Genomic DNA, 24,982 nt, shown 5'->3' with positions numbered 1-24,982 from the left:
CGGCATGGCCGCGGTCAACAGGGTTTTCGCAGCTCAGCTGTCCGGGTTGCCCGTGTTCGGGCCGGACGGCGAGTCCATCGGCCGGGTCCGCGACCTGGTCGCCGGCCTGCGCCTCGACGCCCAGCCGCCGCGGATCCTCGGCCTGGTCGTCGAGCTGGCCACGCGGCGGCGGGTCTTCGTGCCGATGCTGCGGGTCACCGCGATCGAGCCGAGCGCGGTGACGCTCGCGACCGGCTCGGTCAACATGCGCCAGTTCAACCAGCGCCCCAACGAGGTCCTGGTGCTCGGCCAGCTGCTCGACGCGCACGCGACGCTCGCCGGGTCGGACACGCGGATCACCGTCGTCGACGCCGGCATGGAACCGACCCGCACCCGCGACTGGGTGCTCGCCAAGCTGGCCATCCGCGAACGGCGCGTCGGGCTGGGCCGCCGGCGCGCGGCGATGCAGGTGCTGCCCTGGTCGGAGGTGGCCGGGCTGGGCCTGGCCGACCTCGGCGCGCAGCCGCAGGGGGCCGGCCAGCTGCTCATGCTGTTCGACACGATGCGCCCGGCCGACATCGCCGCGACCGTGCGCGACCTGCCGCTCAAGCGGCGGCACGAGGTCGCCGACGCGATGGACGACGAGCGCCTCGCCGACGTCATCGAGGAGCTGCCGGACGACGACCAGAAGGAGCTGCTGGCCTACCTGGCCGAGGAGCGCGCGGCCGACGTCCTCGAGGCGATGAACCCCGACGACGCGGCCGACCTGTTGGCCGAGCTGGCCCCGGCCGACCAGAGCCGGCTGCTGGAGCTGATGGAGCCGGAGGAGTCCGCGCCGGTCAGGCGGCTGCTGGAGTACTCGTCGGACACCGCGGGCGGCCTGATGACGCCGGAGCCGGTGGTGCTGACCCCGGACACGACGATCGCCGAGGCGCTGGCCCACATCCGCAACGCCGAGCTGCCGCCCGCGCTGGCCAGCATGGTGTTCGTCTGCCGCCCGCCGACGGCGACGCCGACCGGGCGCTACGTCGGCGTCGTCCACTTCCAGCGGCTGCTGCGGGAGCCGCCGGCCGAGCTGGTCGCCAGCGCCGTCGACACCGGGCTGCCGCCGCTGAAACCGGGCGCGTCGCTGGCGGAGGTCACGCGGTACTTCGCGGCCTACAACCTGACCTGCGGCCCGGTCGTCGACACCGAGGACCACCTGATCGGCGCGGTGACCGTCGACGACGTCCTCGACCACCTGCTGCCGGAGGACTGGCGCGAAACCGGACTGCACGACACCTTGGAGGAAGACCGTGCCTGAGCTGACTTCGGGACGGCGGCTCGACCAGCCCCGCAGCCAGGCCCGGTTCCGGCTGAACATCGACCCGGACACCTTCGGCCGGCTGTCCGAACGGCTGGCGCGGTTCCTCGGCACCGGGAAGTACCTGTTCTGGCAGACGCTGATCGTGATCGTCTGGGTGGTGCTGAACATCACGGCGGTTTCCCTGCAGTGGGACCCGTACCCGTTCATCCTGCTCAACCTGGCGTTTTCGACGCAGGCGGCGTACGCGGCGCCGCTGATCCTGCTGGCGCAGAACCGCCAGGACGACCGCGACCGCGTCTCCCTGGAGGAGGACCGGAACCGGGCCGCGCAGACGAAGGCGGACACGGAGTACCTGGCCCGGGAGCTGGCGGCGCTGCGGCTGGCGATCGGCGAGGTCGCGACGCGCGACTACCTGCGCAGCGAGCTGGACCGGCTGCGGGAGGACCTGGACGTCAAGCCCAGGAAGCCGCGCACTCCTACCGGTACGTAACATGGACGGGGTGACCAGTACGCAGCAGCTCCCCAGCGTCGAGGACGTCCGCAGCGCGCTGAAGAGCGTGCAAGATCCCGAGATCCGCAAACCCATCACGGACCTGGGGATGGTCAAGGACGTGGCCGTCGGCGACGACGGCGTCGTCACCGTCGGGATCTACCTGACGGTGGCCGGCTGCCCGCTGAAGGCGACGCTGACCAACGACACCCGCGACGCGGTTTCGAAGCTCCCGGGCGTCGTGGACGTCAAGGTCGAGCTGGACGTGATGAGCGACGAGCAGCGCTCCGAGCTGCGGAAGTCCCTGCGCGGCGACGCGGCCGAGCCGGTGATCCCGTTCGCGCAGCCGGGTTCGATGACGCGGGTGTACTGCGTGGCGTCGGGCAAGGGCGGCGTGGGCAAGTCGTCGGTCACGGTGAACCTGGCGGCGGCGATGGCCGCGCGCGGGCTGTCGGTGGGCGTCGTGGACGCGGACATCTACGGCCACTCGATCCCCCGCATGCTGGGCGCGCGCGAGAAGCCGACCAAGGTCGACACGATGATCATGCCGCCGCAGTCCCACGGCGTGAAGGTGATCTCGATCGGCATGTTCACCCCGGGCAACACGCCGGTGGTGTGGCGCGGGCCGATGCTGCACCGGGCGTTGCAGCAGTTCTTGGCGGACGTCTTCTGGGGCGACCTGGACATCCTGCTGCTGGACCTCCCGCCGGGCACGGGCGACATCGCGATTTCGGTGGCCCAGCTGATCCCGAACGCGGAGATCCTGGTGGTGACCACCCCCCAGCAGGCGGCGGCCGAGGTGGCCGAGCGCGCGGGGGCGATCGCGCTGCAGACGCGTCAGCGGGTGGCCGGGGTCATCGAGAACATGTCGTGGCTGGAGCAGGCGGACGGTTCCCGGCTGGAGCTCTTCGGCTCGGGCGGCGGCCAGACGGTGGCCGACTCGCTGACGAAGTCGATCGGGTCCGAGGTGCCGTTGCTGGGCCAGGTCCCGATGGACCCGCGGATGGTCTCCCAGGGCGACGCGGGCGAGCCGCTGGTGCTGGTCGAGCCGGAGGCGCCGGCTTCGGTGGTGCTGAAGGAAGCGGCGAAGAAGCTGACGGTCAAGGCGCGCGGCCTGGCCGGGATGATGCTGAACGTCACCCCGGCCGGCCGCTGAGCGTTCCTAGGAGCAGCGCCAGACGTAGGCGGTGGAGTGCCGCGTGGCGGAGTCGTAGCGGTAGCCGCCCACGGTGCCGTCGTCGCCGATGACGACGGGAAGGTCGGCCTTGAGGTCGCCGAACTTGCCGACGAAGGTGCCCTGGTCCCAGACGCCGTAGCCGGTGCCCGCGAGGTCGTTACCGCCGTTCGCCTCGTCCAGGCGGCCGGTGATCAGGCCGCTGGAGTTGATCGAGAACCGCGGGTTGCCGTTGGACAGGTTGTAGCTGGACTTCGCCAGGATGTGGGCGGCGTGCTGCTGGTCCCAGTAGACGCCGACGTTCTTGCCGTTGTAGACGCCGTAGCCGACGACGCGGCCGTTGCTGATGGCGTCGGGCCAGGCGTACTTGAGGCCCGGCAGGGTGCCGAGGTGGGTCAGCGTCCCGTCGCGCCAGAGGTCCCCGTTGGTGAAGGCGATCGAGCCGTCGGTGTCGACGGCGGCCAGGCCGACTCCGGCCGGCACGCCGGTCAGCGGTGTCACGGCGTCCGGCCGGTCGGCGGGCCAGCGGACGGCGGTGAGGCCCGAGCCGTCCTGCTTGCGCACCACGCCGATGACGTCCCCGGAGTCGGTGATACCGACGGCGGCGGAGCGCGTGTAGCCGGCGGGCAGCGGCAGCTGCACGAGTGCGCCGCCGGAGCTCTTGAAGGCCTTCTCGAAGAAGAGGCCGGTCCCGAACATCGCGTAACTGGCGGTCCCGGCGACGGCGCCCGACCGGTTTTCCGCCGTGACGACGGCGCCGTCGGTACCGGCGGTGCCGAGGTCGCGGAAGGCACCACCGGTCCAGGATGCGGCACGGCGGAGGGTGCCGAAGTCGTCGTTGGGGAGCGCCCAGCCGGCGAAGTTCCCCTTGTCGTCGGTCGCGGTGACTTGAGCGCTGACGGAGGTGCCGGATCCGAGAGCGGTGGGCTTCCAGCTACAGGCGGCGGTTTTCGCCGCGGCGGTCGCGGTTTGGCCTGAGGCCAGCAGGCCCGCCGCGAGCAGTGCGCAGCCCAGCGATTTGAATTTCATCGTCCCCCCAAGTTGTCGGCGGGGCGCAGAAAGCAGCCCCCGCCCTCTCCGGGGGTCCGGCCCCGCATCGATTTTATCGGGGGCGGCACACAGGAAATCCCTAAATGGCGCGGGAACGGCCGAGTTGTCCACATTGCGGCCGGGCTGGGGACAACGCCGAGACTATGTGGCGTCCGGGTCGATCGGCGGACGTTCGCCCGGCTTCAACGGCTCCGGCTGCTTCGCCTGGCTCGCCAGCGTGTTTTGAGGATGGCCATGGCGCGTTCGCCGAAGGCTCGGGACTGCAGCAGGTTGTAGACCCGCTGGCGGGGGCCGGGGGTGGTTGACCTGCGGCTTTCTCGACTGGGGTGTGGATGCCGATGCCGGCGGCGTGGTAGGCCCTGTCGGCCAGGGTGGGCAGGCCACCGGCCGCGGCGGCGGTCAGCGCGCCGACGATGTCGTGGTCGCGGGCGGCGGACAGATCGTTGCGGGAGCCGGGCAGCACCGCAGAAATCCAGAGCGGGAACCCGTCGGGGCTGGCCAGGAACTGGACGTTGCCGCCGAAGGCGCGGTGCTTGCCGGAGTACCACAGGTGCACGATCCGGCCGCGGTTGCGGGCTGTGGTTCTGACCGTGGTCGCCGCGACCCGGTCACACGGGACCAGGGTGCCGTGGGCGTCGCCGGCGGCCTGGCGTTGCTGCAGGACCTGGTGCAGGTCCGGGGCCCGCTGATCCGGTGATCGGTGGCCGGCCGGTGGAGGGTGGCATCGCGGAACCAGCGGCTGGCCCGGCGGCGTCGTTCGGCCTGCAGGACACGGGCAACGAACCAGAACAGTTCACGCGCCACGTCGAGCGTGGCACCATAATTGATCACGTGGGGCATCTGGAACCTCGGACTTGATCTTCGCAAATCCAGTCCTACCAGGGCCCCACGCATCACACCGCTACTGAGAAAACCTCATTGCGGCCGGGCTGGGGACAACGCCGCGGCTACGTGGCGTCCGGGTCGATCGGCGGACGTTCGCCCGGCTTCAACGGCTCCGGCTGCTTCGCCTGGCTCGGCGCATACCCGTTCGAGCCGTTGGTCCCGTTCGTCCCGTTGGAACCGTTGGCACCGCCCAGGTTCGGGCTGCCGTTCGTGATGCCCTTGATGCCGAGCGGGTCCGCGTCGCCGTCGAACAGGTGCTGCGTCACCACTCGCTTCGGGTCGAAGTTGCGCAGCCCGCGCAAGTCCTCGAGGGGCTTGCGGAGCTGGTCGAACTCCGGGCCCATCTCCTCACGGAGCTGCTCGCGCGCGCCGGTCGCGAAGTCGCGGACCTTCTTCACGCTCTTCGCCATCCAGGACGCCGCTTCGGGAAGCCGTTCCGGGCCGAGGATGAACAGACCGGCAACGATGAGGACGAGGATTTCCCCCCATCCGACACTGTCGAACACCGTCTACCTCCGCTCGGAACCTACCCGCCCAGGGTACCCGCCCCGGCCCGCGCTCCGGCAGGCCGAACGCGGGAACTCAGTCGGAAGCCAGGGTTACGTCGACGACGAAGCTCGCGCCGTCGCGGACCAGCTGCACCGGCACCACCTGGCCGACGTCGTGGGCGCGCACCGCGACCGTCATTTCGGCCGAGTCGCGCACCAGGCGGCCGCCGATCTTCGTGATGACGTCACCCTCCTTGATGCCCGCGTTCGCGGCCGGGCCGCCGGGCGCCACGTTCTTCACCTGGGCGCCCATGGTCGAGGAGCCGGTGACCGTCGATGACGCGTTGATGCCGATGTCGGCGTGCTGGACCTTGCCGTCCTTGATCAGCGCCTTCGCGATCTTGACCGCGTAGTCGCTCGGGATGGCGAAGCCGATGCCGATGCTGCCGCCGTCGGCGCCGGAGGAGCGGATCGAGGAGTTGATCCCGACGAGCGCGCCGGTCGCGTCGACGAGCGCGCCGCCCGAGTTGCCGTGGTTGATGGCGGCGTCGGTCTGGATGGCTTCGTAGGTGACCGGCGGGGCGCCGTTGTCGCCGCCCGCGGTGATCGGGCGGTTGAGCGCGCTGACGATGCCGGCGGTCACGGAGTTCTGCAGCGCCAGCGGCGAGCCGATCGCCATCACGGTGTCACCGACCTGCAGGTCGGCGGACTTGCCGATCTGCAGGACGGTCGGGTTGGTGACGTTGACCTTGACGACGGCGAGGTCGGTCTTCTGGTCGGAGCCGACGAGCTTGGCCTCGGTGCGGGTGCCGTCGATGAAGACGGCGGTGACCTTGACGCCGGGGTCGGCGCTCGCGGAGGAGATGACGTGCTCGTTGGTGAGGATGTAGCCCTGCGGGTCGATCATGACGCCGGAGCCCTGCTCCCCCGAGTCCGCGCCGGGCTTGTAGACCTCGAGCGAGACGACAGCGGGCGCGACGCGCTTGGCGATCTCGGCGACCGAGCCGGCGGGACGCTCCTTGGCGGCCTCGGCTTCGGAGATGGTGGCGGACCCGGTGAGCTCGTTCCCGGTGTCGGCGACCCACCACCCGACCAGCCCCCCGACGGCCCCGACGAGCAGCGCGACGACGCCGAGCAGCGCGAGCGCCTTCGGCTGCACGCGGCGGCCGAAGAGCACCTCGGGCAGGCTGAGCAGCGCGCCGGGTGGGCGTTTCGCGGGCTTTTCCTCGTCTTCGGCGGGCATCGCGGGCCCGGCGAGGACGGCTCCGGCGCCGGGATCGCGCCAGGGGTCGCTGGTGGTGTTCCAGAGGGGCGGATCTTGCGGTTTCGGTTCCGCGGTGGCTTCCCGCGGCCGTTCGAGCAGGACGCCTTCGGCCCCGGGCGGCCGCCGGAAGGCTTCGGCCAGCGACTCGGGAGCGGGCGGCGCGAGACTGACGCCGTTGGGCTTCTGCGGGGTGTAGAGCTTGTCGAACGCGCCGTCGACGCCGGTGGGCCTGCCGAAGACGGCGGCCTGAGCGGGATCGACGGCAGGGCGCGCGAGCGGCCGCGGCCCCAGCCGCTCGCCGTCGCGCGCGCCGGGCTGCTCGGGATTCACGTTCGGCTCGGTCATCATTCCCCGGTGCAGAAGATCAGGTGGCTGGGCGTGACGATACCCAAGCCCAGTGCTCCGAGTCTGCCGGTCCGGCGGTGAAATGGCTGTTGCTTGGGCCGGTTGTCCCCAGGGGACCCGCAATGTGGACAAACCGGCGCCCCAGGCGCTGATCAGGACTTTCCGTCAGGGGGCGGCGATAGACTGGACTCGGGGTCGCCCCCCAGGGACGGGCGGGGGCCCGGCAAAGTCAGGTCCGCGCGGCCGACCCGGTCGCCCGCACGTCATGAACGGGTCGTTCACCTCGTCAGACGACATGAACGACCCTTTCACGACATCGCCGCGATGCCGCGCAGACCGCGCGGCCACGACTTTGCCGGAACCCTGCCAGGGACGGGCGGGGCAGGCTTCGGGGGGGCTTGAATGGCGAAGGCCGCCACGAGGAATCCCTCATGACGGCCTTCGTGGAAACAGGTCTCAGCGAATACCCGCCGGCACGGCCGCGGGTGTCGTGCTCGCCGGGGTCGACGTCGGCACCACCGGCTGCGGCACCGCCATCTGGGCCGGCAGCAGGTTCGCCTGCTGCGGCGCCCCTCCCCCGGTCTCCGGCGCGCCGTCACCGCTGTCGGCCGTCGTCCCCACCAGGGCGAGCGCGCTCAGCACCAGGCCGGACACCACTACGCCGGCCCCTTGCGCGGCGCGGCGCTTGAACCCGCCCACCACGTTCGGGGACTGGCCCAGCGGCGCCGATGATCCCAACGGCGCAACACCACCCAGCACGCCCGTGTCGCGCAGCCCCGCCACCCGGTCCGGGCGCTGGACCGCGACCAGCTGGCCGTCGGCCGTGATCGCCAGGTTGTCCGGCGTGCTCGGCAGCTCCGTGTGCTGCGGGATCGACTGCAGGCTCGCCAAGAACCCGGCCGACATCGACGGCGCCGACGCGCGGCGGATCGCCTCGACCGTCTGGCGCTGGGCGCGCACCTCGGCGGCGCACGCCGCGCAGCGCGTGATGTGCGACGCCGCGCGGTCGCGGGCGCCGTGCGAAAGCTCTCCGTCCACGAACGCCACCACGGCGTCCGGCATCAGGTGCGACTCGGGGAGTCCCCAGCCTCGCGGTGCTGTCATACCGTCACCTTCGCAGACTCCGGTGCGTAAGCGCGCCGACGCTCGAGCGACGCCCGCAGCGCCTGGCGCCCGCGGTGGATCCGGCTGCGGACGGTGCCCAGCTTGACACCGAGCGTCGCGCCGATCTCCTCGTACGACAGCCCTTCGACGTCGCACAGCACGACGGCGGCGCGGAACTCCGGGGGCAGCTCGTCGAGCGCCGCCTGCAGGTCCGGGTCCAGGTGCGTGTCGGAGAAAACCTGCTCGGGGCTCGGGTCGTCGCCCACGATGCGGTCGGTGTCCTCGGGCAGGCCTTCCATCCGCACGCGCGAGCGGCGGCGGGCCATGTCGAGGAAGAGGTTGGTCGTGATCCGGTGCAGCCAGCCCTCGAACGTGCCGGGCTTGTAGGACGCCAGCGACCGGAAGACCCGGATGAAGGTCTCCTGGGTGAGGTCCTCGGCGTCGTGCGTGTTGCCGGTCAGGCGGTAGGCGAGCCGGTAGACCCGGTCGCTGTGCTCGCGGACGACCTCGTCCCAGGACGGTGGCGTCCAGACCGCCTCGTCCAGGGACACGGGCTGAGCCGCGTCGGCGTCGTTTTCGGCAACGGCGTTCTGCATCGCGGGAGCAGGCACCTCCATCTGCGTAACTCCTGTCTGCTCCACCCAACGCGGGTCGTCGGCACGGTGTTCCCGTGTTCCTCACTGAGTCTGTCGGGACTCCTTATGGTTCTAGTGAGACTGGACTGAGAGCAGGCTGAGAACTTCTCCCCGGGTGCTTACCAGGGAGCCTGCGCGGATTTATCGACAACCAACGCTAACCTCCGTGCGTGAACACGCCCACCCCTGCGGCCGCACCGGCCGATTCCGGGTTCGTCGACGGGTACCTGCCCGACGACGAGGTGCTGTCCACGGCCCGGGCGCGGGCCGAGGACCTGGGCTGCACCCCGCTCAGCGCGGGTGCGGGCGCGACCTTGCGCTTCCTGGCCGCGACGCTGTGCGCGAAGGCGGTCGTCGAGGTCGGCACGGGGGCCGGGGTGAGCGGGCTGAGCCTGCTGCGCGGCATGGCCCCCGACGGCATCCTGACCTCGATCGACGTCGAGCCGGAGTACCAGCGTGCGGCACGCGCGACGTTCCGCGAGGCCGGCTACGCACCGGGCCGCACGCGGCTCATCATCGGGCGCGCGCTGGACGTACTGCAGCGGCTGACGCCGGGCGGGTACGACCTGGTGTTCGTCGACTCGGCGCACATCGAGTACCCGGGGTGCTACGAGCTGGGGGTCTCGCTGCTGCGGCGGGGCGGGATCATCGCGTTCCACAACGTGCTGGCCGGTGGCCGGGTGATCGACCCGTCGCACCGGGATCCGGAGACGCTCGCGTTGCGCGAGGTCGCGCGGGCTTTCCGGGAGGACGAACGGCTGGTGCCGGCACTGCTGCCGGTGGGTGGCGGGCTGCTGGTCGCGGCGGCTGTTTGAGCGGTTGTCCACAGGTCGCGGCGGCTGTGGGCAACTGGGCCTCGGCGGGGGCTTTCGTCGGTGGGTGCCGATAGACTGGAGCGGGGACGCCCCCCTGGGAGTGGCGGGGGCTGTCTGGTGGGGCTTGGGCCGGGGCTCCGCAAAATCGAGGTGGCATGGGCGGCGGCCCCGGACGTCATGAACGACTCTTTCCTGGCGTCGGACGACAGGGTCCCGGCAAAGTCAGGTCAGCGCGGCCGATCCGGTCGCCCGTACGTCATGAACGGGTCGTTCACCTCGTCAGACGACATGAACGACCCTTTCATGACATCGCCGCGACGCCGGGCAGACCGCGCGGCCACGAATTTGCCGGAGCCCTGGCGTCGGACGAGGTGAACGAGTCGTTCATGACGTCCCGTCCGGCGCACCGCGGACGGGCGTCGGCTCACGCGGCGTTGACCAGCTCGCGCCGCTCTTCGCGGACTCGCGTGCCGACGCCGACCGCGGCCGCCGCCAGCAGGAGCCACACCGCCACCAGCGCGATCAGCCATGGCCAGCCCGCGTGCCCGTACACCCACGCTCCCGCCGCCCCGCCGACGCTGCTGCCCAGGTAGTACGTCGCCGTGTACATGCCGCCCACCTGTCCGCGCGCGTTCTCCGGTGCGTCGGCCGCCGCCCAGCCGTTCGCGACCGCGTGCGCCGCGAAGAACGCGCACGTCAGGACCAGGAAACCGGCGATCACCAGCGGCAACGAGTCCGGCAACGTCAGTGCCGCGCCCACGGCCGTCAGCAGCAACGCGCCGATCAACGCCCGGCGGCGGCCGACGCGCGCCACCAGCCGGCCGGCCGCCGCCGAGGACACCGAGCCCGTCGCGTACGCCAGGAACACCAGGGACGCGATCGCCGGCGACAGGTCCAGCGGGTCGCCCGTCAGCCGGAAGCCGGCCGCGTTGTAGAGCGCGACGAACGAGCCCATCGCCAGCAGCGCGACCGCGTACTGGGCCAGCAGGACCGGCTTGCTCAACGCCGTGACCAGGCCTTTCGCGACGGCGCGGAGCTGCGCGTCGCCGCGGGGGTGCGTGCCCGGCGGCAGCGTCACGACGGTGATCGCCGAGCAGATCGCGCCCACGCCCGCGACGACGTACAGCGCGCCGCGCCAGCCCAGCGGTCCGGCGGTGAACCCGCTGGCCAGCCTGCCGAGCATGCCGCCGATGGTGTTGCCCGCGATCATCGCGCCGACGGCCGCCGCGACGCCCGCGCGGCCGAGCCGTTCGGCCAGGTACGCCGCCGCGACGCCGGGGAAGCCCGCGATGGCGATGCCTTGGAGCGCGCGAAGGACGAGCAACGCCGGGTACGTCGGCATCAGCGGCAGCAGCAGCCCGAACACGACGGACGCGATCACCGACGTCAGGATCACCGGGCGCCGGCCGACGACCTCGGACAGCGCGGCGATCGGCAGGACGGCGATGGCGAGCGCGCCGGTCGCGACGCTGACCGCGAGCGCCGCGCCGCCGGGGTCGAGGTGGTACTGCGCGGCGAGCTGGGGCAGCACCGGCTGCGGCGCGTAGAGCAGGGCGAAGGAGGAGATCCCGGCCGCGGCTACGGCGGTCTTGACTCGGCGCGTGGAGGTCACCACCTGAAAGTAAGCAGGCCTAACCAATACGTCTAATGCAGTCGGCTGGCAGAATCGATGCGGTGACGTATGACTCGCTGTCGGCGCAGGTGGCGCCGCACCTGCCGCTGCTGGCCGCCCTGCGGGAGACGAGGAACGTCACACGCGCGGCCGAGCTGCTGGGCGTGCCCCAGCCGACGGTGAGCCGCCGGCTGGCGGCGCTGGCCGACGCGCTGGGGGCGCCGCTGACGGTCCCGGACGGCCGCGGCATCCGGCTCACGCGCGCGGCGGAACTGCTGGCGGAGGCGGCCGAACGCGGTCTGGCGGCGGTGGAGAGCGGCGTCCGGCTGGCGCGCGAGGAGGTGGCGCCGGAGTCGGGGCACGTGGTGCTGGGGTTCCTGCACCTGCTCGGGCGGTCGCTGGTGCCTGCGCTGCTGCGCGAGTACCGGGCGCGGTTCCCGGGGGTGCGGTTCACGCTGGTCCAGGGCTCGCGGCAGGACATGGTCGACCGGCTGGCGGACGGCGAACTGGACCTGGCGCTGGTGGCGCCGCTGCCCTCGGTGCCGTCGCTGGCCTCGGCGGGGCTGGTGGACGAGGAGATCCTGCTGTCGGTCCCGGCGGGCCACCACCTGGCCGGGCGGCGGTCGGTGCGGGTGGCGGAGCTGGCGTCGGAGGAGTTCGTGCTGCTGGAGCAGGGGTACGGGGTCCGGACGCTGACGGACGAACTGTGCGCGGCGGCGGGGTTCACCCCGCGGATCGCGTTCGAGGGACAGGAGTCGGACACGGTGCGCGGCCTGGTGGCGGCGGGGTTGGGGGTGGCGCTGCTGCCGCGGTTCGGCCCGGGGACGCCGGCGGGGGTGGCGGAGGTGCCGCTGGAGCCGCGGCCCTATCGGACGATCGGGCTGGTTTGGCGGGCGGAGGAGCCGATGACCCCGGCGGTGGCGGGCTTCCGCGACCACGTGCTGGCGACTGCTGCCGGAGGGTGAAGCCACCAGGGCCGGCGCCGGACAGCCCCCGCCCAACCCTGGGGGGCGTCCCGGCTCCAGTCTATCGGCCCCCACCGACAACACCGACCCCGAACAGCCGGTTGTCCACAGCCCAACCGGCCTGTGGACAACCCGTCAGCCCAGCGAAGCCGCCAGCTCCACCAACGTCCGCGCCGCGAACCCCGTCGCTCCCGGCACCACCTCGTCGTAGTTCTTCTCAGACCGCGCCGGCCCCGCGATGTCCAAGTGCGCCCACGGCAACCCCTCCGTGAACTCGCGCAAGAACAACGCCGCCGTGATGCTCCCCGGCCCCGCAGGTGTCTGGCGCACGTCGCCGAACTCGCCGCGGACGTTCTCCGCGTAGTCCTCCACCAGCGGCATTCGCCACCACGCCTCGCCCACCCGCGCGCCCGCCGCGATCACCTCGGCGGCCAGCGACGCGTCCGATGCGAAGAACCCGCCCGTTCGCAGCCCCAGCGACACCTTCATCGCGCCCGTCAACGTTGCCGCGTCGACCACCACGTCCGGGCTGAAGCGGCGGATTCCGTACGCCAGCGCGTCGGCCAGGACCATGCGGCCCTCCGCGTCCGTGTTGCCGACCTCCGTCGTCTTGCCGCCGTAGTGGCGGACGATGTCGCCCGGCCGGTACGACGACCCCGACACGTGGTTTTCCGCACAAGGGACCAAAGCCGTCACGCGGATCGGCAGCCCGAGAGCAGCGATGCCGCGCACCGCCGCGATCACCGCCGCGCCGCCCGCCATGTCCGTGCGCATCAAGTGCATTCCGTCGGCCGGCTTGATCGACAGGCCGCCCGTGTCGAACGTGATGCCCTTGCCCACCAGCAGCAGGTGCCGGGACGCCCCCGACGGCCGGTACGCCATCTCGACCAGCCGCGGCGGCCGCGACGAACCGCCGCCGACCGCCAGGACTCCGCCGAACCCCTGCGCCGCCAGCCACTTCTCGTCGCGGACCGACACCTCGACGCGCGGGCCGGCCACGCGGGCCGCCGTGTCCGCCAGCCACGCCGGCGTCTTCACGTTGGACGGGGTGTTCGCCAGGTCCCGGGTCAGCGCCGTCGCCGCGGCCAGCACCGACGCCCGGGAAACCAGCTCGCCAAGACCCGGATCGGACGTCACCAGCCGGATCGTCCGGACGGACGGCGAGGGGTCGGAACCCGTCACCTTGAACTTGTAACCACCCAGCAACAGGCCCAGCGCCAGCTCGGTGACGTGCTCGCCGGACGCCTCCTCCGGCAGCTCCAGCTGCACCGCGCGGAACGCCTTGCCGCCGTGGTCGACGTCGTCGGCCAGCGCCGCGTTGACCGCGCGGACCAGCGCCGCGCCCGCCTTCCGGTACTGCTTCGGCTCGCCGTCGCCCAGGCCCGCCACCCAGCGGGGACCGTCGGCCGGGACCGTTTGCACGTCGCCCGCCTTGCCGGTGATCCGGACGCCGCCGATCTCCAGCGGCTCGGACTCGACGTCGTCGGCCGGCGCGGTCACCAGCCGGGCCGTCGGGGCGCCGCGGCGGAGGTCGCCCGCGACCTCGATCTCGAGCACGTTGGTCGGAACGGGGGGTAGCGGATTACGCACAGTGAGCAACCTTCGGGCGCAGAGGAACCGCGACCCCGGCCTCCGAAGGGAGACCGGGGTGCGACGGAAGGACGGTTCGGGGGGATCGGCTAGCCGGTGACCTCCGCCAAAGCGGCGCCGAGGTCCTTCGCTTCTTCCGCGGAGAGTTCGACGACGAGTCGCCCACCACCCTCGAGCGGTACGCGCATCACGAGGCCCCGCCCCTCCTTAGTCACTTCGAGGGGACCATCTCCGGTCCGGGGCTTCATGGCCGCCATAGCGTGCTCCCTCCGTCTCAACCGGCGCGCCCGGGTCGCGCTCGCGTGAAAGCCAGCCGGGTCTGGTGTCCATTGTCCCTCATCAGCGGCCGGGCGCATCAGCGGACCGATCTTTTGCCGCCGTATCGGTGCTGGTATGCGGCTCGCACGGGGTGGAAGACTGTCGGACGACCGATGTTTCCGCGCAAGGAGAAGACGTGACCACATCCGACGTCCTGTTGTCCGCCGACGCCGATGGCGTGCGCACCCTCACGCTCAACCGGCCGCAGGCGTACAACTCGCTGACCGTCGAGCTGAAGGAAGCACTGCTCGCGGCGCTGCGCGAGGCGTCCGGCGACGAAGCCGTCCGCGCGGTCGTGCTCACCGGCTCCGGCAAGGCGTTCTGCGCCGGCCAGGATCTGAAGGAGCACGTCGGGCTGCTCCAGGCGGGTGACCCCGCCCCGCTACACACGGTGAAGGAGCACTACAACCCGATCGTCAAGGCGATCGTGTCGATGGAGAAGCCGGTGATCGCGGCGATCAACGGCACGGCCGCCGGCGCGGGCGCCGCCTTCGCCTACGCCAGCGACCTGCGGATCGCCGCCGAGTCGTCGTCGTTCCTGATGGCCTTCGCCAACGTCGGCCTCGGCCCGGACTCGGGGGCGTCGTGGACGCTGCAGCGGCTGGTCGGCTACGGCCGCGCCGCCGAGCTGATGCTGCTGGCCCGGACCGTCGACGCGGCCGAGGCGCTGCGCCTCGGCCTGGTCGGCGAGGTCGTGCCGGACGAGGAGCTGCCGGCCCGCGCCCAGAAGATCGCGGCCAAGCTGGCGAACGGGCCGACCGTGGCCTACGCGAAGATCAAGGGCGTGCTCAACCTGGCCGCGCAGTCGACGTTCGAGGAAGCCCTCGACGCCGAGGACGCCGCCCAGACCGCGCTCGGCGCGACCGCCGACCACACCGAGGCCGTCGAGGCCTTCGTCGGCAAGCGCAAGCCGAACTTCCAGGGCAAGTAGCGAGGTGCTGCTTCCGGGTCAGGCGGCCCGGAAGCAGCCTTCGACGTGGTCGTCGACCATGCCGGTCGCCTGCATCAGCGCGTAGCACGTGGTCGGGCCGAGGAAGACGAACCCGCGCTTCTTCAGCTCCTTGGCCATCGCCTTGGACTCGTCCGTGATGGCCGGGACGTCCGCCATCGTCGCGGGACGCTTGTGCGAAGAAGGCGCGAACGACCACAGCAGGTCGTCCAAGGGCGTGTCCAGCGAAGCGATCGCCTGCGCGTTCTTGATCGCCGCCAGGATCTTCGCCCGGTTCCGCACGATCGACGCGTCCTGCATCAGCCGCTCGACGTCGGCGTCGCCGAACTTCGCCACCTTCGCCGGCTTGAACTGCTTGAACGCCTTCCGGAAGCCCTCCCGCTTGCGCAGGATCGTGATCCACGACAGCCCCGACTGGAACGACTCGAGGCACAGCCGCTCGTACAGCTCGTCCTGCCCGTGGAGCGGGACGCCCCACTCCTCGTCGTGGTACGCGACGTAGTCCGGCGTCGAATTGCCCCAGCTGCACCGCGCGACGCCGTCGGCGCCGAGAAGCTCACTCATCCCCACCCACCGAATAGTCCTCCGCGAACCGCGCGAACCGCCGCAGCGACAGGCGCACTCCCAGCGCGAACGCCGGCCGCACGACCGGCCAGCCCAGCCGGCCCAGCGGCCCGAACGGGAGCCGCAGGTGCTCGGCCCAGACGAACGTCGAGCGCGTCGCGCCCTTCGGCACCACCTGGAACACGCCCGTACCCTGGACGACGCTGCCGAGGTGGCGGACGCCGCACCGCACCGGTGGCTCCCAGCTGGTGATCTCCATCGTGTCCGTGAACCCGAGCCCGGCCAGCCCGGTGAACGCCGAAATCCGCGAGCCGACGCTGCGGCCGTTGCCCTCGACGACCTCGACCTCGGTGCCGAGCATCCACTCGCCCTGGCGCGTCCAGTCCGTCAGCGCGAGCCAGGTCGTGCCGGCCGGCGCGCGGACGTCGACCGACAGGATCAGATCCGTCACTGGGCGCCTTCGGGCGAGCTCTCCCGCTCGCGTTCGCGCTGCTCCAGCTCGGCGACCCGGGCGCGCAGCCCGTCGAGCTCGACGCCGAGGCGGCGCATCACCCAGTCCACTTCGGACATCTTGTAGCCGCGCAGCACCAGCTGGAACCGGACCTCGGTCAGGTCCTCGCCGGTGATGTCCTCGGCGGGCAGCCGCGTCGGCGAACTGCCCGGGGGCAGCGGGGCGAGCTCCTCACCCCGGCCGAACACGACCGCGGCGAGCAGGAACACCACGGCGGCCACCAGCAGCATGACTACGAGGTAGATCAGCGCGGTCGTCACGCGACGATCGTGGCATACCCGCCCCAGGATCGTCTCGCGAGCACGACGAGCCGCAGCGAAAGCAGCACCCAGGCGACCATCAACAGGGCGCACGGGACGCTCAGGAACAGCCGCGAGACGTCGACGAACCCGGTCGCGGAGATCAGCAGCCCGACCGAGGCGAGGTTGACGCCGACGGCGATCGCGATCAGCACGCCGCAGAACCGGGCGAGCCCGGTGCCGTCCAGCCGCCGGCTCAGCCAGCGGATGCCGAGCAGCGCGAGCAGCCCGATCACCGGCACGACGAACACCGCGCCGTGCGCGGCGTGCGTGACGACCTTGTACCACTCCGGCGTCGGGGTCGAGAGCCTCGTCCACTCGCCGAAGGTGAGGATTCGCGCGTAGTCCCACGCGATCTGCATCGCCGGGACGCCCAGCACGAGCTTCCACAGCGTCCGGACGCCGCTGAGCATGCCGAGCTCGGCCTGGTAGTCGCGGGCGACGACGGCCGCCGGGCCGAAGTCGGCGACCGCGCGGCGCTCGGCGTCTTCGTCGCTCCAGCCGCCCGCGCGGTAGGCGTCGGCGGCGTCGTGCAGCCCGTCGCGGGCTTCTTCCAGCAGGTCGGCCTTGAACCGGCCGCAGCCGTGCAGTCTGCGGTCCAGGTCCCCCAGGTATTCGTCGATCATGTCCCCAGCACTCCCCCGATGACCGTGGTGAACTCCCGCCACTCGGTGCGTTCGGCAGCCAAGGCCTGTTCCCCGGAGCGGGTGAGGCGGTAGGTCCGGCGCTTGCGGCCGGACACGACGTCCCATTCGCTGGCCAGCCAGCCGGCCCGTTCGAGCCGGCGCAGCGCCGGGTAGACGGTGCCGGTGGGCAGGTCGAGCGCGCCGTCGCTGCGCAGCTGGAGCGCCTCGATGATCGCGTAGCCGTGCAGCTTGCGGCCGTCGAGCACGGCCAGCAGCAGCGCGTCGAGGTGGCCGCGCAGGATGTCCGCCTTCATGGGTACGCAGTCTACACGTCGCCTTGCTACATGTAGCCAGACTATGTGTAGCCTGTCTACATGAACGCTCTCCCGGTCGCGAGACTCCAGTTCGCGACGACGACATCGCTGCACTTCCTGTTCGTGCTGCTCACGCTGGGGTTGGTCACGCTGGTGGCCGTGATGCAGACGCGCTGGACGCTCGGCGGCAAGCCCGAGCTGCTGCGGATGACGCGCTTCTGGGGCCGCCTCTACGTCATCAACTACGCGCTGGGGATCGTCACCGGCATCGTGATGGAGTTCCAGTTCGGGCTCACCTGGACCGGCCTCTCCGCCTTCGCCGGCGACGTCTTCGGCGCACCGCTGGCCATCGAGACGCTCGTCGCGTTCTTCCTCGAGTCGACGTTCCTCGGCCTGTGGATCTTCGGCTTCGGGCGCCTGCACAAGTGGCTGCACCTGGCGCTGATCTGGCTGGTGACGCTGACCGCGTACGCGTCGGCGCTGTTCATCATGCTGGCCAACTCGTTCCTGCAGAACCCGGTCGGCAGCCGGCTCGAAGGCGGCACGCTGCACCTCGACGACTTCGGCGCGCTGTTCTCGAACCCGGCGCTGACCGCGTCCCTGCCGCACGTGCTCAGCGCCGCGCTGGTGACCGGCGGGTTCTTCGTCGTCGGCGTCAGCGCGTGGCACTTCCTCAAGCGCACGAGCGAGGTCGAGTTCTTCCGCCGCTCCATGCGGATCGGCGTCGTCACCGCGCTCGTCGGCTCGATCTTCGTGGTCAACCAGGGCTTCGCGCAGTTCGGCCACCTCAAGCTGTACCAGCCGGACAAGCTGGGCGAGAGCGCGGTCGGCGCGCCGCTCGGGGCGATGATCGGGCTCGGCTTCCTGATGTTCCTCTGCGCGATCCTCGGCACGCTGCTGCTGGTCAAGAACTGGATCACCAGGGCCCGGTTCCTGCACTACCTGATGGTTGCCGCAATCCCGCTGCCCTTCATCGCCGCGATCATGGGCTGGCTGGTGCGCGAGCTCGGCCGCCAGCCGTGGCTGGTCTGGGGGAAGCTGCGCACCGCGGACGCGATCGCGGGCGTCCCCGCCGGCCAGCTCCTGTTCTCCTTCATCGCCTTTTCCGTGCTGTTCGCCGCGCTCGCGGTGGCCGACTGGGTGCTCATGGCGCGCGTCGCCAAGCGCGGCCCGGACCCGGTCGACGAGCCCGCCGGACTGCCCGTCCTGAGCGGAGTCTGACCGATGGCGACTTTCTGGTGGTGCGTGCTCGGCCTGCTGACCTGCGGGTACTTCGCGCTGGCGGGCTACGACTACGGCGTCGGCATGCTGCTGCCCGCCTTCGAGGCCGACGAACGGAAGCGGCGGCGGACCCTCGGCGCGCTCGGGCCGTTCTTCCTGGCCAACGAGGTGTGGCTGGTGGCCGCGGTCGGCCTGCTCTTCGGCGCGTTCCCGCACCTGGAGGGCAAGGTGTTCAGCGGGGCGTACGTCCTGGTCGTGACGCTGCTGCTCGGCCTGGTCACGTTCACGGCGTCGATGCAGCTGCGCAGCCGCCGCCCGGACGCGCGCCGCGGCGCCTGGACGGCCGGCATCGTCGGCGGCGCGCTGGTGACGGCGCTGTCGTGGGGCCTGTTCCTCGGCAACCTGGTGCTCGGCCTGCCGCCGATCGCCGACGTGCTCGCGTTCTTCAACCCGTACGCGGCGCTGTGGGCGCTCGGGTTCGTCGCGTTGTTCTGCCTGCAGGGCGCGGCGTTCCTCGCGGTCCGCGCACCGGCGGAGCTGACCGGCCGCGCGGTGCGGCTGGCCCGCTCGTTCACCGCGCCCGTGTTCGCGTTCCTGGTGATCGCGACGGGCTGGGGGTACTTCGCGCTGGACGGCGTGACGGCACTCGGCGTGGGTGTCGCCGTGTTGGCGTTCGGAGCGTTCGCCGCTTGCTGGCTGGGGTTGCGGACGCGCCGGCACCGGGTGGCGCTCGTCGGGTCGATGGTGCTGTCGGCGTGCCCGGCGCTGCTGGCCGGGACGCTGCGGTTCCCGACCGTGCTGGTGTCTTCGGGAGCCGCGCTGACCGTCGGCGACGCCGCGACGACGTCCGGGACGTTCGCGGTCCTGGGCTGGTTCGCCGCCCCGGCGCTGGTCGTGCTCCTGGTGGTGCAGTGGCTGACCTGGCGCGCGCACCGGCACCCCGTCGACCAGCGCTCGCTGCTGCACTTCTAGGAGTTCCCGTGCCTGCTTTGCCTGGCCTCCGGCGGTACTTGTCCGCGCTGGCCGCGCTCGGCGTGCTCTCCGCGGTGGCGGTGCTGCTCCAAGCCGAAGGGCTGGCCGCGCTGCTCACGGGCGGCGGGGTGTCCCTGTTCCTGGTCGTGGCGGTACTCGGCCGGGTCGCGCTCACCTGGGGTCATGGTGTCCTCAGTGGACGGTTCGCGGCGTCGGTGCGCGGCGGGCTCCGGCGGCGGCTGCTCGGCTCGTCGCCGGAGCGCGCCGGCGTCGTCGCGACGCAGGTCACGCGGGGCGTCGACGCGACAGACAGCTACCTGACGGGCTACCTGCCGTCGCTGGTCGTCTCGGTGGTGGTGCCGATCGCGGTGGTCGTGCGGCTGTTCACCACGGACCTGGTGTCGGCGCTCGTCGTGACGGCGACGCTGCCGCTGATCCCGGTGTTCGCGATCCTCGTCGGGAAGCACACGGCCGCCCGGACGTCGCGGCAGTGGTCGTTGCTCCTGAAGCTGGGCGGGCACTTCCTCGACGTCGTGCGCGGGCTCGGGACCCTTCGCGTATTCGGCCGGGCGTCCGCACAGGCTTCGACGGTCCGCTCGATGGCGGCCGCCCACGCCGACGCGACGCTGAAGACACTGCGGGTGGCCTTCCTGTCGTCGCTGGTGCTGGAGCTGGTCGCGACGCTGTCGGTCGCCCTGGTCGCGGTGCCGATCGGGTTCCGGCTGCTCGCGGGCGAGCTCGACGCCCGGACGGCGCTGCTGATCCTCGTGCTGGCGCCGGAGGCGTACCTGCCGCTGCGCGCGGCGGGCGCGAAGTTCCACGCGGCGGCGGAAGGGTTGACGGCGTTGCGAGAGGCTCTCGCGGTGCCGGTGGTCTCTTCGCGTTCGGCTGTGGTCACTCGGCGGCGCGGTGCGCCGTCGATCGTCTTCGAGCGGGTTTCGGTTTGTTACGAAGGCGTTCCGGCTTTGTCCGAAGTGGACTTTTCGCTGCCCGCCGGTTCACAGGTGGCTCTCGTCGGGCCCAGCGGGTCGGGGAAGAGCACGATACTGGCCGTCCTGCTGGGGTTCGTGGCGCCCTCTTCGGGACGGGTGCTCGTGGACGGCGTGGACCTGCGTTCCTTGTCGCCCGCGGACTGGCTGGCCGACGTGGCCTGGGTCCCGCAGCGGCCGACGTTGTTCCGGGGAACCTTGGCGTTCAACATCTCCCTCGGCTCGCCGGCCGACGTTCCCGCGGCCGCCCGGGCGGCCGCGCTGGACTCGGTCGCCGCGGGGTTGCCCGCCGGGTTCGAGACGCCGATCGGCGAGCTGGGCGAAGTTCTCTCGGCGGGCCAGCGTCAGCGCGTCGGATTGGCACGCGCGCTGGCACGGACTTCGGCGGGATTGGTGTTGCTCGACGAACCGACGGCCCGGCTGGATTCCCGCACGGAGTCCGCGGTCCTGTCCGCGACCCGGCGGTTGCTGCCCGGGCGCACGGCGGTGCTGGTCGCGCACCGACCGGCGATGGTCTCGCTGGCGGATCGGGTGATCGGGCTGCGCGACGGGCGCGTGTGCGCGGAGGTGGCGGCGTGAGCGTCTGGGCTCTGTCCACAAGGGACGTCTTCCGGCTGCTTCGCGCCGCTCTCCTCGGTGCCGGCGCCGAACTCGCCGCCCTCGCGCTCATGGCCACCGCCGCGTGGCTGCTCCTGCGCGCCGCCGAACAGCCGCCGCTCGGCGCCCTGACCGTCGCCATCGTCGGCGTCCGGACGCTCGCCCTGCTCCGCGGCGGTCTCCGGTACGCCGAACGCCTCGCCGGCCACGAAGTCGTCCTGCGCTGGCTCGGCGCCGTCCGGACCCGCGTCTACGAGGCTCTCGTACCTGGCTCGCGGTTGTCCGGCGGTGATCTCGTCACGCGACTGGTGTCCGATGTGGACGCTCTGCAGGACGCCGTCCTGCGGTGGCTGCTGCCCGCGGGCGTCGCCGCTCTCGTCGGGACCACCGCCGTCGCGGTCACGCTGACTGCGTCCGTGTCCGCCGCCGTCGCGCTCGGTGCCGGGCTGGTCGTCGCCGGGGTGCTGCTGCCGTGGCTGGTCATCCGGATCACCCGGCGAGCCGCTCGCGAAGAGGCTCCGAAGCGGGCTGAACTCGCCGAACGCGCTGTCGAACTCGTCACCGGGCACCGGGAACTCGTCGCCGCCGGTGCGCTCGACGACCACCGCGACCGGGCGACCGCGGTCGTCGACCGGCTCGCGCGCAACGAACGGACCGTTTCGCGCAAAGTCGCCGCGGCGGCCGCCGCCGGGACGCTGGTCCAGCTGCTGACCACCGTGGCCGTCGCGCTGCTCTGCCATGCCTCCGTGCCATGGACCGCGGCGTTGACCCTCGCCGCCTTGACGAGCTTCGAGGTCGTCCTCCCGCTGATCGGCGCCGCCCGGCGCGTGCCCGAGATCCGTGCGTCGGCCGCCCGCGTGAAGGCCGTTCTCGAGACGCCCGCGCCCGCCCCGCGCACGAAGAAAGTACAAAGTGGACACTTCCGGCTGGAAAAGGCAGGCGTCCGGTACCCGGGACGTGCCCCCGCGTTGCAGCACATCGACCTCGACCTGCCACCCGGCAAGCGCGTCGGGATCCTAGGCCCCAGCGGCGCCGGGAAGACGACGCTGCTGCGGCTCCTGCTCGGCAGCGAGACCCCGACGGACGGTCACGTGCTCCTCGACGGCCACCCGCTCGCCGAGTACGCCGACCTGCCGCGGATCATCTCGGGCGCCGAAGCCGACGCGCACGTCTTCCACACGACCGTCCGCGAAAACCTGCTGCTCGCCAAGCCGGACGCGACCGACGACGAACTGGCGGCGGCCTGCGCGACCGCCGATTTCGACCTCGGCCTCGACCGCGACACCGGCCCGGACGGCGACGCGCTCTCCGGCGGTCAGCGGCAACGGCTGATCCTCGCCCGGGCCGTTCTCGCGGCGCCGGAGGTCCTGGTCCTCGACGAGCCGGTCGAAGGCCTCGACCCCGCGCACGGCGACGCCGTCCTCGCGAAGGTGCTGGCGAAAGCGAACGGCAGCGTCGTCCTCGTCACCCACCGGCCGGAGCACCTGGCGGGCTTCGACGAGGTCGTCACCCTCGAGGACGGGCGAGCACTTCCCGCATCGGCGGCCGGTCGGCAACCCGGACGTCCGTGACGTCCGGCAGCCACTCCTCGTCGACCTGCACGAACTGCGTGAACGGCGCGTCCGCGGCCGGGACGCCGCAGCGGGCCAGCGCCGTGCCCAGGATCTGCCGGGACATCGCACCCAGCTGCAACAGTGATCGGTTCCGGTGCTTGCGGACGCCGAGGTTGACCTGCGCGAGCCCGTCGAGGCCGTAGCGCGCTTCGGCGTCGAGCAGCAGCCCGATCTCGACGCCGTAGCCGGCCGCGAAGGGCACCGACTCGAGGAACTCGCGCGTGCCCGCGTACTCGCCGCCGAGGGGCTGGACCAGCCCGCCGAGCGCCGGGCGCAGCGCCGAGAGCACCGGCCGCGCCAGCAGCTCCGTGACGCGGCCGCCGCCGGTGCTCTCCAGCCGCAGCGGTCGGCGGTAGAAGCCCTTGACCAGGTGGACGCCGGTTTCGGTGAGCAGCGGCCCGAGCAGCGAGGGCACGAACGCCGGATCCGGGTCGACGAGGTCGGAGTCGAGGAACACGACGACGTCGCCGCTGGTCGCGGCCAGCGAGCGCCACAGCACCTCGCCCTTGCCGGGCACCGGCGGCAAGTCCGGCAGGACGTCCTCGCGGCGCACCACCCGCGCACCGGCGGCCCGGGCGACCTGGGCCGTCCGATCGGTCGAGCCGGAGTCCATGACGATCAGTTCGTCGACGACGGTCCCGACCAGCGGGCGCACCGACGCGACGACGTCACCCACGGTCCGCTCTTCGTCCAGCGCCGGTAGCACGACCGAAACCGTCCGGTCACCCTTCGCGGTCACGATGTCCCCGGGCGTCCACCCGGGCTCCTGCCACGTACGCCGCTCGAACCAACTCACGAGTAACGATCGTGCCATGCTGGTGGCACCGCACCCGAGGAGGAGGACCACTTGATCGCGCTGCTTGTCCGGTTCGTGCTGGGCCCGCTGGCCAGGGCGGTGTACCGGCCCGAGGTGCACGGCGTGGAGAACGTGCCCGCCGACGGCCCGGTGCTGCTGGCGGCCAACCACCGCGCCGCGCTCGACACCGGCGTGATCACGTTCGCGACCCCGCGGCGGGTCAAGTTCCTCGGCAAGGCGGAGTACTTCACCGGCAAGGGCGTCAAGGGCAAGCTGATGGCCGGGTTCGTCGGCGGCCTCGGCTACATCCCGGTCGAGCGCGGCAACGCCCAGGCCGGGCTGGCCGCCCTGGAGGCGGCCCGCAAGGTCCTCGACGCGGGCGGCGTCTTCGCGATCTACCCCGAGGGCACGCGCTCGCTGGACGGCCGGCTGCACCGCGGCCACACGGGTGTCGCGGCGCTGGCGCTGGCGACGGGCGCGAAGGTGGTCCCGGTGGCGCTGACCGGCACCGAGGGCCTCCAGCCCGCGGGGGCTCGCATCCCGCGGCTGGCGAAGATCGGCATCACGTTCGGCAAGCCGCTCGACTTTTCGCGGTACGAGGGGCAGGACTACTCGCCGGCGATCCGCCGGTCGGTCACCGACGAGGTCATGTACGCGATCTTGGAACTCTCGGGCCAGGAGTACGTGGACACCTACCACAAGCGGCCCAGCGAGGGCGTCGCCTGACTCACCACGGCACCGGACCCTCGTCGTCGACGAAGGTGCCCGTCGGGCCGTCCGCTCCGATCGTCGCCATCCGGACCGCCGCCACCGCGCCCTGCTCCGGCGTCCGGAACCCCGAATGGCCGTTGAGGTCGGTGGCGCAGTAGCCCGGGCAGACCGCGTTGACCAGGACCCCGTCGCCGCGCAGCTCCCTCGCGTACTGCAAGGTCAACGAAGTCAGCGCGGTCTTCGACGGCGTGTAGCCCGCCGAGATCGGCAGTTGCGTGGCGAGATCGGCGTTCCTGGCCAGCGACGCCCCGCTGCTGGAGACGTTGACGATGCGCGGCGCGGCCGACCGGCGCAGTAGCGGCAGCAGGGCGTTCGTGACCGTGATGACGCCGAAGAAGTTCGTCTCGAAGATCGTGCGCAGCGTGCCGAGGTCGGCCGTGCTCGGGCTCTGCTGCGCCAGGTCGGTGCCCGGCGGGCGGGCGATGGCGGCGTTGTTGACCAGCACGTCGAGACGGCCGTAGCGCTCCTCGAGAGCGGAAGCCCCCGCGGCGACCGAAGCGGGGTCGGTGACGTCGAGGGCCACCGAGGAAACGCCCAGCTCCGCGGCCGCCTTCTCGCCCAGTTCCGCGTTGCGGGCGCCGATGACGACGGTGTGCCCGAGGGCGGCGAGCTGCGCGGCGATCTCGCGGCCGATGCCCTTGTTCGCGCCGGTGACCAGAGTGATTTCGTCCATGGCTCCAGCACACCAGCGGACTGCCCGCGCGAGCCAACACCGATGCCGCATCGGCCGATACTCTGGC

At 71.9% G+C, this 24,982-nt stretch carries 27 protein-coding genes; 11 read left to right on the top strand and 16 right to left on the bottom strand.

What is annotated here, in order from left to right; all coding sequences use genetic code 11:
• The first annotated feature begins 4 nt into the window (after window positions 1-4).
• Genes ABFJ78_RS30545 through ABFJ78_RS30535 form a run of 3 tightly spaced genes read left to right on the top strand, consistent with a single transcriptional unit; the run spans window position 5 to window position 2,931 of the window.
• Complete coding sequence (locus ABFJ78_RS30545) at window positions 5-1,282, top strand: magnesium transporter MgtE N-terminal domain-containing protein (RefSeq protein WP_436390016.1); 1,278 nt, start codon at window positions 5-7, stop codon at window positions 1,280-1,282.
• A complete protein-coding gene (locus tag ABFJ78_RS30540) occupies window positions 1,275-1,775 on the top strand; it encodes a DUF1003 domain-containing protein (RefSeq protein WP_436390015.1) in 501 nt (166 codons plus the stop codon). Before ABFJ78_RS30545 ends, ABFJ78_RS30540 begins: the two co-directional genes overlap by 8 nt.
• A gap of 10 nt (window positions 1,776-1,785) precedes the next feature.
• Entirely contained in the window at window positions 1,786-2,931 is a 1,146-nt protein-coding gene (locus ABFJ78_RS30535) for an Mrp/NBP35 family ATP-binding protein (protein ID WP_436390014.1), read from the top strand.
• Window positions 2,932-2,937: 6 nt separating this feature from the next.
• Here ABFJ78_RS30535 and ABFJ78_RS30530 read toward each other — a convergent pair whose 3' ends face one another.
• The 6 genes from ABFJ78_RS30530 to sigE form a co-directional block, all read right to left on the bottom strand.
• Window positions 2,938-3,978: a hypothetical protein gene (locus tag ABFJ78_RS30530; RefSeq protein WP_436390013.1), complete on the bottom strand. Its 1,041-nt coding sequence runs from the start codon at window positions 3,976-3,978 to the stop codon at window positions 2,938-2,940.
• Window positions 3,979-4,078: 100 nt separating this feature from the next.
• On the bottom strand, window positions 4,079-4,555 hold the full coding sequence (locus tag ABFJ78_RS30525; protein ID WP_436390012.1) for a transposase family protein: 477 nt from the start codon (window positions 4,553-4,555) through the stop codon (window positions 4,079-4,081).
• Between the two features lie 391 nt (window positions 4,556-4,946).
• The gene (gene tatB / locus ABFJ78_RS30520; protein ID WP_436390011.1) at window positions 4,947-5,390 is read right to left on the bottom strand and encodes a Sec-independent protein translocase protein TatB; all 444 of its coding nucleotides are present in this window, start codon (window positions 5,388-5,390) and stop codon (window positions 4,947-4,949) included.
• A 76-nt stretch (window positions 5,391-5,466) separates the two neighbouring features.
• A complete protein-coding gene (locus ABFJ78_RS30515; protein ID WP_436390010.1) occupies window positions 5,467-6,984 on the bottom strand; it encodes a trypsin-like peptidase domain-containing protein in 1,518 nt (505 codons plus the stop codon).
• Between the two features lie 453 nt (window positions 6,985-7,437).
• On the bottom strand, window positions 7,438-8,085 hold the full coding sequence (locus tag ABFJ78_RS30510) for an anti-sigma factor family protein (RefSeq protein ID WP_436390009.1): 648 nt from the start codon (window positions 8,083-8,085) through the stop codon (window positions 7,438-7,440).
• Complete coding sequence (sigE, locus tag ABFJ78_RS30505; RefSeq protein WP_372672293.1) at window positions 8,082-8,681, bottom strand: RNA polymerase sigma factor SigE; 600 nt, start codon at window positions 8,679-8,681, stop codon at window positions 8,082-8,084. The genes ABFJ78_RS30510 and sigE overlap by 4 nt, the downstream gene beginning before the upstream one ends.
• A gap of 209 nt (window positions 8,682-8,890) precedes the next feature.
• On the opposite strand from sigE, the gene ABFJ78_RS30500 reads away from it, so the two are divergent.
• Complete coding sequence (locus ABFJ78_RS30500; RefSeq protein WP_372672258.1) at window positions 8,891-9,535, top strand: O-methyltransferase; 645 nt, start codon at window positions 8,891-8,893, stop codon at window positions 9,533-9,535.
• 424 nt (window positions 9,536-9,959) lie between these two features.
• Here the strand turns inward: ABFJ78_RS30500 and ABFJ78_RS30495 are convergent, their stop codons facing one another.
• Window positions 9,960-11,147, bottom strand: a complete 1,188-nt coding sequence (locus ABFJ78_RS30495) for an MFS transporter (protein ID WP_436390008.1) — start codon at window positions 11,145-11,147, stop codon at window positions 9,960-9,962.
• A gap of 62 nt (window positions 11,148-11,209) precedes the next feature.
• On the opposite strand from ABFJ78_RS30495, the gene ABFJ78_RS30490 reads away from it, so the two are divergent.
• Entirely contained in the window at window positions 11,210-12,112 is a 903-nt protein-coding gene (locus tag ABFJ78_RS30490) for a LysR family transcriptional regulator (RefSeq protein WP_436390007.1), read from the top strand.
• A 135-nt stretch (window positions 12,113-12,247) separates the two neighbouring features.
• Here the strand turns inward: ABFJ78_RS30490 and ABFJ78_RS30485 are convergent, their stop codons facing one another.
• Complete coding sequence (locus ABFJ78_RS30485) at window positions 12,248-13,702, bottom strand: leucyl aminopeptidase family protein (RefSeq protein ID WP_436390006.1); 1,455 nt, start codon at window positions 13,700-13,702, stop codon at window positions 12,248-12,250.
• Between the two features lie 89 nt (window positions 13,703-13,791).
• Complete coding sequence (locus ABFJ78_RS30480; protein ID WP_013222969.1) at window positions 13,792-13,959, bottom strand: DUF3117 domain-containing protein; 168 nt, start codon at window positions 13,957-13,959, stop codon at window positions 13,792-13,794.
• Window positions 13,960-14,156: 197 nt separating this feature from the next.
• Here ABFJ78_RS30480 and ABFJ78_RS30475 point away from each other — a divergent pair, with 197 nt between their 5' ends.
• Window positions 14,157-14,951 (top strand): enoyl-CoA hydratase-related protein, encoded by a 795-nt coding sequence (locus tag ABFJ78_RS30475; protein WP_436390005.1) that lies wholly within the window; start codon window positions 14,157-14,159, stop codon window positions 14,949-14,951.
• An 18-nt stretch (window positions 14,952-14,969) separates the two neighbouring features.
• On the opposite strand, the gene ABFJ78_RS30470 is transcribed toward ABFJ78_RS30475, so the two are convergent.
• From ABFJ78_RS30470 to ABFJ78_RS30450, 5 genes are read right to left on the bottom strand one after another with little or no spacing between them, the layout of a single operon-like run.
• Complete coding sequence (locus ABFJ78_RS30470) at window positions 14,970-15,533, bottom strand: DNA-3-methyladenine glycosylase I (RefSeq protein ID WP_436390004.1); 564 nt, start codon at window positions 15,531-15,533, stop codon at window positions 14,970-14,972.
• Entirely contained in the window at window positions 15,526-15,984 is a 459-nt protein-coding gene (locus ABFJ78_RS30465; RefSeq protein WP_436390003.1) for an SRPBCC family protein, read from the bottom strand. Before ABFJ78_RS30465 ends, ABFJ78_RS30470 begins: the two co-directional genes overlap by 8 nt.
• On the bottom strand, window positions 15,981-16,304 hold the full coding sequence (locus tag ABFJ78_RS30460; RefSeq protein ID WP_436390002.1) for a DivIVA domain-containing protein: 324 nt from the start codon (window positions 16,302-16,304) through the stop codon (window positions 15,981-15,983). Before ABFJ78_RS30460 ends, ABFJ78_RS30465 begins: the two co-directional genes overlap by 4 nt.
• On the bottom strand, window positions 16,301-16,969 hold the full coding sequence (locus tag ABFJ78_RS30455; RefSeq protein ID WP_436390001.1) for a permease prefix domain 1-containing protein: 669 nt from the start codon (window positions 16,967-16,969) through the stop codon (window positions 16,301-16,303). The genes ABFJ78_RS30460 and ABFJ78_RS30455 overlap by 4 nt, the downstream gene beginning before the upstream one ends.
• Window positions 16,966-17,283 (bottom strand): helix-turn-helix transcriptional regulator, encoded by a 318-nt coding sequence (locus ABFJ78_RS30450; protein WP_436390000.1) that lies wholly within the window; start codon window positions 17,281-17,283, stop codon window positions 16,966-16,968. Before ABFJ78_RS30450 ends, ABFJ78_RS30455 begins: the two co-directional genes overlap by 4 nt.
• Before the next feature lie 60 nt (window positions 17,284-17,343).
• On the opposite strand from ABFJ78_RS30450, the gene ABFJ78_RS30445 reads away from it, so the two are divergent.
• From ABFJ78_RS30445 to cydC, 4 genes are read left to right on the top strand one after another with little or no spacing between them, the layout of a single operon-like run.
• Window positions 17,344-18,504: a cytochrome ubiquinol oxidase subunit I gene (locus ABFJ78_RS30445; RefSeq protein WP_436389999.1), complete on the top strand. Its 1,161-nt coding sequence runs from the start codon at window positions 17,344-17,346 to the stop codon at window positions 18,502-18,504.
• Window positions 18,505-18,507: 3 nt separating this feature from the next.
• The gene (locus ABFJ78_RS30440; protein ID WP_436389998.1) at window positions 18,508-19,476 is read left to right on the top strand and encodes a cytochrome d ubiquinol oxidase subunit II; all 969 of its coding nucleotides are present in this window, start codon (window positions 18,508-18,510) and stop codon (window positions 19,474-19,476) included.
• 8 nt (window positions 19,477-19,484) lie between these two features.
• Entirely contained in the window at window positions 19,485-21,044 is a 1,560-nt protein-coding gene (gene cydD, locus ABFJ78_RS30435) for a thiol reductant ABC exporter subunit CydD (RefSeq protein WP_436389997.1), read from the top strand.
• Window positions 21,041-22,633 (top strand): thiol reductant ABC exporter subunit CydC, encoded by a 1,593-nt coding sequence (cydC, locus tag ABFJ78_RS30430; protein WP_436389996.1) that lies wholly within the window; start codon window positions 21,041-21,043, stop codon window positions 22,631-22,633. Before cydD ends, cydC begins: the two co-directional genes overlap by 4 nt.
• Here the strand turns inward: cydC and ABFJ78_RS30425 are convergent.
• Window positions 22,569-23,471 carry a glucosyl-3-phosphoglycerate synthase gene (locus ABFJ78_RS30425; protein WP_436389995.1) on the bottom strand — a complete coding sequence of 301 codons (903 nt, stop codon included), beginning with the start codon at window positions 23,469-23,471 and terminating at the stop codon, window positions 22,569-22,571. The two genes, cydC and ABFJ78_RS30425, sit on opposite strands and share 65 nt — an antisense overlap.
• 51 nt (window positions 23,472-23,522) lie before the next feature.
• On the opposite strand from ABFJ78_RS30425, the gene ABFJ78_RS30420 reads away from it, so the two are divergent.
• Window positions 23,523-24,197 carry a lysophospholipid acyltransferase family protein gene (locus ABFJ78_RS30420; protein WP_436389994.1) on the top strand — a complete coding sequence of 225 codons (675 nt, stop codon included), beginning with the start codon at window positions 23,523-23,525 and terminating at the stop codon, window positions 24,195-24,197.
• 1 nt (window position 24,198) lies between these two features.
• On the opposite strand, the gene ABFJ78_RS30415 is transcribed toward ABFJ78_RS30420, so the two are convergent.
• Window positions 24,199-24,915: an SDR family oxidoreductase gene (locus ABFJ78_RS30415; RefSeq protein ID WP_436389993.1), complete on the bottom strand. Its 717-nt coding sequence runs from the start codon at window positions 24,913-24,915 to the stop codon at window positions 24,199-24,201.
• Window positions 24,916-24,982 lie beyond the last annotated feature (67 nt).

The organism is Amycolatopsis sp. MEPSY49, from assembly GCF_051337345.1.
Lineage (GTDB): Bacteria > Actinomycetota > Actinomycetes > Mycobacteriales > Pseudonocardiaceae > Amycolatopsis.
This window is presented reverse-complemented; position numbering and strand designations above follow the sequence as displayed.